This window comes from Moorena sp. SIO4G3 (genome assembly GCF_010692305.1).
Taxonomy (GTDB): domain Bacteria; phylum Cyanobacteriota; class Cyanobacteriia; order Cyanobacteriales; family Coleofasciculaceae; genus Moorena; species Moorena producens_A.
In genome coordinates, this window is the sequence record NZ_JAAHIG010000358.1 from 1 (window position 1) to 8,702 (window position 8,702).

The 8,702-nt window shown below is 41.9% G+C and carries 12 protein-coding genes and 1 pseudogene; 2 read left to right on the top strand and 11 right to left on the bottom strand.

Annotated features, from left to right (window positions below):
- Nucleotides 1-118: 118 nt before the first annotated feature.
- The 5 genes and pseudogenes from F6J99_RS36380 to F6J99_RS36400 form a co-directional block, all read right to left on the bottom strand.
- Nucleotides 119-325, bottom strand: a pseudogene (locus tag F6J99_RS36380) (helix-turn-helix domain-containing protein); the annotation flags it as partial.
- A gap of 154 nt (nucleotides 326-479) precedes the next feature.
- A complete protein-coding gene (locus tag F6J99_RS36385) occupies nucleotides 480-1,358 on the bottom strand; it encodes a haloacid dehalogenase-like hydrolase (protein WP_293120521.1) in 879 nt (292 codons plus the stop codon).
- A 502-nt stretch (nucleotides 1,359-1,860) separates the two neighbouring features.
- Entirely contained in the window at nucleotides 1,861-2,061 is a 201-nt protein-coding gene (locus F6J99_RS36390; RefSeq protein ID WP_293120523.1) for a hypothetical protein, read from the bottom strand.
- A gap of 274 nt (nucleotides 2,062-2,335) precedes the next feature.
- On the bottom strand, nucleotides 2,336-3,013 hold the full coding sequence (locus F6J99_RS36395; RefSeq protein ID WP_293120525.1) for a LysE family transporter: 678 nt from the start codon (nucleotides 3,011-3,013) through the stop codon (nucleotides 2,336-2,338).
- Nucleotides 3,014-3,053: 40 nt separating this feature from the next.
- Nucleotides 3,054-4,043, bottom strand: coding sequence for a hypothetical protein (locus F6J99_RS36400; RefSeq protein ID WP_293120527.1), 990 nt, complete (start codon nucleotides 4,041-4,043; stop codon nucleotides 3,054-3,056).
- A 288-nt stretch (nucleotides 4,044-4,331) separates the two neighbouring features.
- Between F6J99_RS36400 and F6J99_RS36405 the strand changes: the two genes are divergently transcribed.
- Nucleotides 4,332-4,574 (top strand): hypothetical protein, encoded by a 243-nt coding sequence (locus F6J99_RS36405; protein ID WP_293120529.1) that lies wholly within the window; start codon nucleotides 4,332-4,334, stop codon nucleotides 4,572-4,574.
- Here F6J99_RS36405 and F6J99_RS36410 read toward each other — a convergent pair.
- From F6J99_RS36410 to F6J99_RS36430, 5 genes are all read right to left on the bottom strand, one after another.
- Nucleotides 4,547-5,638: a formylglycine-generating enzyme family protein gene (locus F6J99_RS36410; protein WP_293120531.1), complete on the bottom strand. Its 1,092-nt coding sequence runs from the start codon at nucleotides 5,636-5,638 to the stop codon at nucleotides 4,547-4,549. The genes F6J99_RS36405 and F6J99_RS36410 overlap by 28 nt on opposite strands.
- On the bottom strand, nucleotides 5,568-5,843 hold the full coding sequence (locus F6J99_RS36415) for a hypothetical protein (RefSeq protein WP_293120533.1): 276 nt from the start codon (nucleotides 5,841-5,843) through the stop codon (nucleotides 5,568-5,570). Before F6J99_RS36415 ends, F6J99_RS36410 begins: the two co-directional genes overlap by 71 nt.
- Before the next feature lie 124 nt (nucleotides 5,844-5,967).
- Entirely contained in the window at nucleotides 5,968-6,309 is a 342-nt protein-coding gene (locus tag F6J99_RS36420) for a XisI protein (RefSeq protein ID WP_293120535.1), read from the bottom strand.
- On the bottom strand, nucleotides 6,297-6,713 hold the full coding sequence (locus F6J99_RS36425; protein WP_293120536.1) for a XisH family protein: 417 nt from the start codon (nucleotides 6,711-6,713) through the stop codon (nucleotides 6,297-6,299). The genes F6J99_RS36420 and F6J99_RS36425 overlap by 13 nt, the downstream gene beginning before the upstream one ends.
- A gap of 91 nt (nucleotides 6,714-6,804) precedes the next feature.
- Nucleotides 6,805-7,173, bottom strand: a complete 369-nt coding sequence (locus F6J99_RS36430) for an SUMF1/EgtB/PvdO family nonheme iron enzyme (protein WP_293120537.1) — start codon at nucleotides 7,171-7,173, stop codon at nucleotides 6,805-6,807.
- Between the two features lie 245 nt (nucleotides 7,174-7,418).
- On the opposite strand from F6J99_RS36430, the gene F6J99_RS36435 reads away from it, so the two are divergent.
- Nucleotides 7,419-7,622: a hypothetical protein gene (locus tag F6J99_RS36435; protein ID WP_293120539.1), complete on the top strand. Its 204-nt coding sequence runs from the start codon at nucleotides 7,419-7,421 to the stop codon at nucleotides 7,620-7,622.
- On the opposite strand, the gene F6J99_RS36440 is transcribed toward F6J99_RS36435, so the two are convergent.
- The coding region (locus F6J99_RS36440; RefSeq protein ID WP_293120541.1) for an HAD family hydrolase at nucleotides 7,619-8,702 on the bottom strand (1,084 nt) is incomplete at its 5' end. The genes F6J99_RS36435 and F6J99_RS36440 overlap by 4 nt on opposite strands.

Genomic DNA, 8,702 nt, shown 5'->3' on the forward strand with positions numbered 1-8,702 from the left:
GATTTCACGAGGGATGGATTTTCACCATCATGGTTATCAAGTTATCATGGTTCAGTAGACCAAGCAGCTAATCCCCCAAATCTTTTATGGGATAAGGTTTATAGCTAACGAATCGCACCTGGCTGTAGTAATCAGGGTTATCCCTTAATTCAGAAAGGTGACAGACAAGAGGACAGGCATTAATAGGACATCGATTTTTATCGTACCAATTGAACCGGTCAGCTAACAAATAATTATACTGAGCACACAGCATAGACAGCCAATTGTCTATCTTGAGTTTTTGCTCTTTTGTTGGACGTAAGCGGTATTGATAAGCGATTCTCACTGTTCTTGTTCTTTCGGATATCGACCTATTACAATTATTATAGTATGCAGCTATTCAAACCGCTAGTCAAAATAAAAACAATAAAAATGACAATTAGACTTACCGATTTTGAGAAAAAACAGTTGGAGCAAGAAGCAGAATGGAGAGGAATGACTCACTCATCGTTACTTAGAAGCTTGATAGCCCGTTTCCCTGTTCGCGTAGCGTAGGCTTTGCCGAATCCAAGAGATCCTGTGCAAAATTCATCCCACATCTCAATGCGCATTGAGATGTGGGATGAATTTTGCCGGACAGCTAAATCACCATCGGAATTACCAACTGTCATAATTGGTTTTTTACCAATGTAGCGGTCAATGTCCACTACTTTACCTTCGTTATTATTAATCGGTTTGACCAGTATTGGTGTCTTAACCAAGACATGAGAGCCGTCGTCTTTGGTAATAAACTTAGTTTGGACGGTCGTACCAATAATATTTTCAGGGGGAACACCGTAGGTATCTTCGGCATAGGAGCGAATGAAATCAAGTCCCGCCCCAGAACAAATATAGACTTTGAAATCATTACTCCTGAGATAATTGACCAGTTCAACGATGGGCTGGTAAGTAACCTGTATGTATGGCACTCCAAAGTCTGGATGCTTGGAATTATCCAGAAAAAACCTCGCCTTCTGTTGATAGTATTCCGGTGTTAATCCCTGGAGTTTGAGGTCTTCAAAAATGGCATCCCTTTTAGTCGAAAAGGCATTACCTAGCATATCTTTGATAAATAACCCGTAAATATTTTTGGGTTTTTCATTCCACAGGGTTCCATCATTATCAAAGACCGCGATGCGATCGCTAGGACTAACGTAGTTATCACTGTTGGGATTGGTAACCTCTTGCACAAAGTCAAAAATCGTTTGCTTAGCCGCACCGGCATTCCAAGACAGTAAGGGGTCATAGTCGGCAGCAGCAGGGGGAGATGCCACAAAGCCTCCTAGGCAAAACACTGATAAGAGAATCGAGAGGAAAACTAAGAACGTTCTTTTTTTCATGAGCTAAGATTTCTCGGGTGTAATTGCTGATCCGCTTTAAGGCAAACAAGGCTATTTTTACCGACCAAACCAATCTTGTCAATATAGCGCTACGCGCAAGGCAAAAGGCATGCATGCTAGAGGCAAAAGTTGACCTGCATTAGCGCACCGAGGGAGTAGGTTTTTACATTTAGAGTCAAAGGGAGAGTGTGGGATTCCCGATTCCCTGTTCCCTAAAAACCAAGAACGAAAGTACCTAACAGCATTGGGCAGACAAGAGCAGAAAAATCAAGGGACAATTATTCCGACTACCTCCTATATAATTCCCATTTCTCCTAACTCCGTAACTCCAACTCCTGACTCCTAACTCCTGACTCAATCCCATACAAAATACTTTTTCAGCAAACCCTACTTACAAAAAAAATAGCCGTAGAAATACTATCCACGGCTATGTCAATCACATATGTCAGAAGTTTCCAAAAACCTTGGTGAAGGGGGGAAACCCCCCCATAAATTTAAGGTGTTATGGTAATAACCAATACTTGGTCATAGTCGTCATCACTTCACCTGGAATATTAGTCGGTTCCAGAGGAGTCCACTCCGCAATCTCCGCATAGCCTAGGGCATACAGCATCTGCATACTCTCAATTACTGATTGACGAGGACCTTTCAGAGTGTGGTGAGTAGGTTGTTTCTTGAAATTGCGAGTAAAGGTTTCTGACATCGTGATAAAGTTCAACTTGGTTTATATTGATTATTGTAATGATTATAATTTAATTTGTCAAGGGTTTTAAAAAGTTTTTTTTGGGAGTTTTAGGGTTCTTTAAAAAAAGCTATTGAATAGGATGGGGAACGATCTGCTGTAAATGCGTACATTGGATTCGAGTTTTTCAAAAATATTCATACTATGACTAAGTATATATCATTTTGATTAAACGCCTGTAGTGGATTGGTTTCATAGTTCAAGCCACCCTACAAGATAAACTTGATCGAGCTGATTACGAATTATAGCCCATAAATTGTAAGGTGCTGTGAGGGAAAAGCCAGATCTTTGCGAATCCTAACACCGAAAAAAATAGACCAAAAAAGATTACTAATGCTCCAGCAATACGGTTCAAAACAACCAAATATATTGGATTTAATAGTTTTTTCATCAAACTGAGGAAAGTCACTAAGATTAACCACCAAAAGGCTGAACCCATGAAAATACCGGATAGGATTACACTCAATAAAAAAACTTCATTATAGTCAATCATGTTAAAAATTTCTGACTCAGTTATTAGGATACTCGCTACGATTATGCTTTTAGGATTTGTTAGGGCAAAAAGTGTAGATCCCAGATAGGTTTTTATTAATCCTGACTTTTTCATATTATCTGCATTGATATCAAATATATCTTTGCGGATACTAGAAACTCCAAAGTAGCAGAGAAAAAAACCACCTATGATTTCTAATATTCCAAGGTAATTTGATAACAAGGATTTAACCGCAACGAGTCCTGAAAATCCTATAAAACTATAGGCAGTATGAGCAGTAGCCGCTCCTAGTCCTGTAGCCAGGCCAGACTTCCCACCATAGGATAAAGTATTTTTTGTACAAAGGACTGCGTTCCCACCAAAAGGCAAAGCAATAAAGAAGCCTATAAAGATACCAGATAGTAATAATTTTGTAATCATTAATCACCTATTTAACACATTAAATTTATAGATTCACAAATCAAATAAGTGGTTTGACTAAAGTTTCTTCACACAAAAAAGGAGCAGGAACATAATGTTCCCCAAGGAAAGAAATAAATTTTTGCAAATTAGAGCGATCGTTAGATGCAACAAGTTCATAAAAATTAGTGCTATTCCAGATCATATACGCATATTTAAAGTGATAACTTATAGAATCTACTAACTCATCCAAGGTCACTTGACATTGCTCCATCTCTTCGAGGATCTGCGAAACTTTTTGGTCGATGTCAGCTTTAGTAAAGTAATGGGACTTAAACAGGTTATCCTTTAGATGTTCTCTCCTTTCATACTCATCACGGACCGGATTAATCAGCTTTTCACAAAAGATCATTAATCCATCACTTTTAAGTACTCGCTTCACATATGCAATTTGAGCTTTACGATTAGGATCATACATTTGAAATGTTGTATTTTCATAGATGACATCAAAACCATATTTGAGATAAGGACGATCGTTTCTTGCTGAAATATACTCAGGAGTGATGTCTACAAAAGGTCCGATATAAAAATCGGAATAGCTGTGTTGGCAAAGCTTATGGAAATTTTCTCCATTGGCTAGATTTGGAGAGTCAGTTAAAGTTCTAATCATGCCTTGCGAATATTCAGCCACTGTTCTTGCATTTGTTCCATCTGCTGAACTTGTCTCATAATAAGTAAAAGGGTTTTTCTCATCTTTTAGTCGGTGTTTTGCTAACCTTTGTAGAGCTACACCGATTCGGCATTGCTCTTCTATAAAAAAGGGAATACTGGCACAGAGATGTTTATAAAATGTTCCTATATTGCGTTGAAATACAGTATGATATTCCCGGTATTCATTGCTTTTACTTAAAAAGTCAGAGGTTGCATATATGCTTTGTGTAGGTGCTTGAGAGGTACCCGCAGCAATATTCTCAAAATGGTTCAGGAGAGAGGTTACACGAGGCCCTTTAAGCAAAGTAGCTCTGATTTGATCATAGTCAAATACTTCCATATTTAAATAAATAATGAAGAACAACAATATCATCTGCATATTCTGTCTTTCTTGTCAATGCGAAACTCCTAGTCATCTCAACTGGACCTGACGGGGTGACAAACAGCCTTAAAAGCTTTACGGGGTGTGGGGTGTGGGGTGATGGGTGTAGGGAACCCACCCCTAACCCCTCCCAGGAGGGGAAAAATTAGGAGCTGGCGGAGTTGCGACGGGACGGTTAAATCAGCTATATGAGCGATTGTTATCGCGCTTACTCACTCCAAATTCCCTGTCTTGATGCAGTCGCTCATGGGGGAAACCCCCAAGACCGCGCTGCATCGCTGTCAGCCATGCAAAGCGCGAGTGGGGGAAACCACGGCAGTCGCTCATGGGGGAAACCCCCAAGACCGCGCTGCCTCCCCAAGACCGCGCTGCATCGCTTCTATTTTCCCCACACCCCACACCCCACACCCCATACCCTGTCTAGTCTTTAGCCTTGTTGTCACCCCCTCAGCAACTGGACATTATATAATTAAACGAAACCCAATATGAGTTGTTCCAGTATCCGGTGATTGAGACTCCCGAGCCGCAGGACGATAGCGACTACAATAGTTAGGAGCACACAGGTAAGACCCGCCTTTAATTACATGTTTAGCAACACCCGGTTCTCTGGGGTCGAAGCTTTCGTTTTGATTAGGTCCTGTAGGATTAAGACTGTGGGCTTTGCCATGGTGACCGATGCTATACCAATCTGAGGTCCACTCCCAGACATTACCAGTTATGTCATACAAACCATAACCATTTGGTTCAAAGGAACCTACAGGTGCAGTGCCGGTGTGACCATCAGCTTTGGTGTTGAAAAAGGGGAAAAATCCCTGCCAGGTATTAGCCTTCTTGGCGGAGTATTGCTGACCCCAGCTGTAGGTAGCATCATCCAGTCCACCGTGAGCAGCATATTCCCATTGGGCTTCTGTGGGTACTGACTTCTCTGCCCACTTAGCATAGGCTTGAACGTCTTCATAGGCAACATGGACGACGGGATAGTTCTTTTTACCTTTAATGTTGCTCTTTGGACCAAAGGGATGTTGCCAGTCAGCCCCAGGAGTCCACTTCCACCAGCTCAGGTAACCCACTGGTCTAACACCATTGTCCGGCATCTGAAAGACTAGGGAACCAGGTGCCCGTTGCTCCTCTGGTAAGTCGGGAAACTGTTCCGAAGAGAGGGGACGCTCTGCTACGGTAATATAACCCGTTTCCTTGACAAATTTGGCAAATTCCCCATTAGTGACTTCGTATTTATCGATGCAGAAGCTCTCAACGGTAACATCCTCCGCAGAGCGCTCGGAAGGGTAGTAAACGTCGGAACCCATCTTGAAAGTGCCTCCAGGAATGAAGGTCATACCTTCAGGGCAGCTATTTACCGTGGGAGATGCCTTGACTGGTGTGGCAGTGCCAAAGACTAGGCATACTGTCAGGAAACTGAGGAAAAGTTTGAATAGAAGTAATTTTAACCAAGGAGTCTTCATTGTTGAGTCAGAAAAGCTATTATACCAAAGGGAACAGCGGATCTGGGAACAGGGAACAGGGAGTAGGGAACAGGGAACAAAAATTCTCACAATTCCTACACGGATTGGTATAGTACGTAAGCATTAAGCGGTCAGCGATCAGTTCAGCTATCAGCCGTTGCCCAAAGACCAATGGTACCTCAAGTAGCGTGCCCATAGCCCATAAGCTGAATATCACTAAGAGGATATCTGAAAAGTTTTTTGATACTGCATTTTGCCCCCCTAGCCCCCCAACTTTGGGGGGAACAAGAGTCAATTGGCTTCTAAAAGTCCCTTCCGGTGCGCTTTCCAATGGGCGAGTAAATCGCCCTTGGGTCGCACCGCAAAATTGGGGGATTTAGGGGGCTTGGATGTAGCAAATTAGACTTCTCAGACAACCTCTAAGCCACTCCATAGCCTGTGTAAGGACGTTTATAACTGGGATGTAAACCGAGAATAATATCGTCTTTTGGTATACCCATTGCCACCAAATCTTGTGCTAAATCAGCTTCTGTCATATTTCGCTGAATCCAAATTCTACCATCTTTGATATCTAAATGGATGAAACAGTTATAAACTCGTTTGAGTCCATCCCAGCCGATATCTAGAAGTTGATAATGGTCATGTTCTGTGTCAAAAATAAGTTGACCTTCAATCTCTGAATCTGAATTAGTCGCTTCTAACCTGGCATGATTAGTTAATAATTGGCGAATTATTAATCGGTACTTTTCTAATTTTTCCATTCCATTATTACCTCTTCAACAGGATTGTATATGAGCAATTTTACTTGATAAACCTTAACTGCTTCTTGGGGCAATTTTTCTTGGAAGAATGATTCAAATGTATCAACAGGAACTCCCAGATAAAGTATTCTATCTGATTCGCTCATTTGTAATGCTAGACGATAGTTTAAAAATTGACCTAGTGCAGCATGAAAATCGGTAATTGCCGAAGTATTGAGGAAACTTTTTATTTCAACTGCTATTTTTCGTTCTGCTTTTTGAGCTGCTATAATTTTATCTGCTGCTAAATCTATTTCAAGCTTAACTCCCTCAATTTTAATTTTTAGGGGATCTGCTGTGATAATCCAATCGTCTTTTAGGAGTGCTTGTTTTACAGCATCATGGAATAGGTCTTTGGCAGCCATTACTTTTTCTACAACTTCTAGGACTATTATCCTTCAATAGTCAGCGGGATGCTTACCGCAACAAAGGGGAACCGTTATAATGAGTAGTGGACTAGGAAGGTGCCCGTTGCTCCTCTGGTAAGTCGGGAAACTGTTCCGAGGAGAGGGGACGCTCTGCTACTGTAATATAACCAGTTTCCTTGACAAATTTGGCAAATGCTGCATTAGTCACTTCGTATTTATCGACGCAGAAGCTCTCAACGGTAACATCGTCCGCAGAGCGCTCGGAAGGATAGTAAACCTCGGAACCCATCTTGAAAGTGCCCCCAGGAATGAAGGTCATACCTTGAGGGCAGCTATTTACCGTGGGAGATGCCTTCACTGGTGTGGCAGTGCCAAAGACTAGGCATACTGTCAGGAAACTGAGGAAAAGTTTGAAGAGAAGTGATTTTAACCGAGCAGTCTTCATTACTTGAACCATAAAAGCTATTAGGAGTATCCCTCTTCTGTCACTTTCCGGTTTCTGCTATGATTAGGAAATTCTAGAGCCAAGGTATACTCGGTGATATAGAGTGTTGCGATCGCATTTTGGTCAATTTCACACTCTCCAGAATTGCTACTCGGAAAAAATTACGCTATCCCTTGCCTGGCCTATACTCGGCAGACTCCGAAAAGGCAAGCCTTTTCGGAGAGTGACAGAAGAGGGGTATAGCTGATTCCAACCTAATGAGGTACAAAGGATTTTTTACCTCTTGCCTCTTGCCTCTTGCCTTCCCCTCCTGGGAGGGGTTAGGGGTGGGTCTAGCATGCCTCTTGCCTCTTGCCTCTTGCCTATTATCTGTTCCCTGTTCCCAGATCCGCTGTTCCCTAAAACCAGGGACTCTGTACCTGACCAAATTGAAAACCGCTATACTAGGGCTTAGCTTTTAGTACCTACGATACCTACCAGCAACTGATGAGCGCACTGAGCGTTGGTATTTAGAAGATGTTGTTTGATCTCCAGATGTGTTCTCATATCCAGATGTGTTCTCATCTCCAGATGCTTGTTCAGATCCAGATCCATTATCCAATGGAGTTACCGATGGAGTTATGTCTCCATACACTGTTACGAAATCTTTTTCCATACTGATAACTGTCCAACCACGCTCATTGGCCACATCAAAAATATTAATATCCTCGGGGTCTTTTTTATCGTATGGACAGTCAATTCCAGCTTCCTCAGCATAGGGACATTCGCGAGGATCATCATGGTGAAGCAGTACCATTAAAGCTGGACCAATGCTATCATCAGTGTAGTCAAGCATTTGTAAATCACCACTGGAATTACCAACTGCCATAATTGGTTTTTTACCAATGTAGCGGTGAATTCCCACTGGTTTACCTGGTCCATCGTTAATAGGTTGCACAAGTTCTGGCTTCCTAACCAAGAGATAAGATCCATCGCCTTGGGCAATATATTCTGTTTGGACGGTCGTACCAATAACGTTTTCAGGGGGAATACTGTAGGCATCTTCGGCAAAGGAGCGAATAAAATCAAGTCCTCCCCCAGAGCAAATATAGACCTTGAAATCATTACTTTGGAGATAATTGACCAGTTCAACCATGGGCTGATAAGTCAGCTCGATGTATGGAACTCCAAGGTATGGATGATTTTGTGTATCCAGAAAGTCCCTAGCTTTCTGTTTATACTCTTCCGGTGTTAATGGCTCCGGTTGGATATATTCTAGGGTGATATCCTTTACCATGACATCCTTTTCAGTTAAAGAAGGAAGTTTTTGAAGAGCTGGCAATGCATTACTTAGCCTATATTTGATAAATGACTCCTGAATATATTCTGGTTTTTCAGTCCACAGGGTTCCATCATTATCAAACGTGGCGATGCGATCGCTAGGAGGAACGTAATTACAACTGTTAGGATTGGTAACCTCTTCCACAAAGTTAATAATCGTGTCCTTAGTCGTACCCTCATTCCAAGACACTAAGGGGTCATAGTCCGCAGCAGCAGGGGGA

Coding starts and splice junctions, on each gene's coding strand:
- F6J99_RS36385 (WP_293120521.1), bottom strand. CDS start 1,358: ATGAAAAAAAGAACGTTCTTAGTTTTCCTCTCGATTCTCTTATCAGTG.
- F6J99_RS36390 (WP_293120523.1), bottom strand. CDS start 2,061: ATGTCAGAAACCTTTACTCGCAATTTCAAGAAACAACCTACTCACCAC.
- F6J99_RS36395 (WP_293120525.1), bottom strand. CDS start 3,013: ATGATTACAAAATTATTACTATCTGGTATCTTTATAGGCTTCTTTATT.
- F6J99_RS36400 (WP_293120527.1), bottom strand. CDS start 4,043: ATGGAAGTATTTGACTATGATCAAATCAGAGCTACTTTGCTTAAAGGG.
- F6J99_RS36405 (WP_293120529.1), top strand. CDS start 4,332: ATGGGGGAAACCCCCAAGACCGCGCTGCATCGCTGTCAGCCATGCAAA.
- F6J99_RS36420 (WP_293120535.1), bottom strand. CDS start 6,309: ATGGAAAAATTAGAAAAGTACCGATTAATAATTCGCCAATTATTAACT.
- F6J99_RS36425 (WP_293120536.1), bottom strand. CDS start 6,713: ATGGCTGCCAAAGACCTATTCCATGATGCTGTAAAACAAGCACTCCTA.
- F6J99_RS36430 (WP_293120537.1), bottom strand. CDS start 7,173: ATGGTTCAAGTAATGAAGACTGCTCGGTTAAAATCACTTCTCTTCAAA.
- F6J99_RS36435 (WP_293120539.1), top strand. CDS start 7,419: ATGAGGTACAAAGGATTTTTTACCTCTTGCCTCTTGCCTCTTGCCTTC.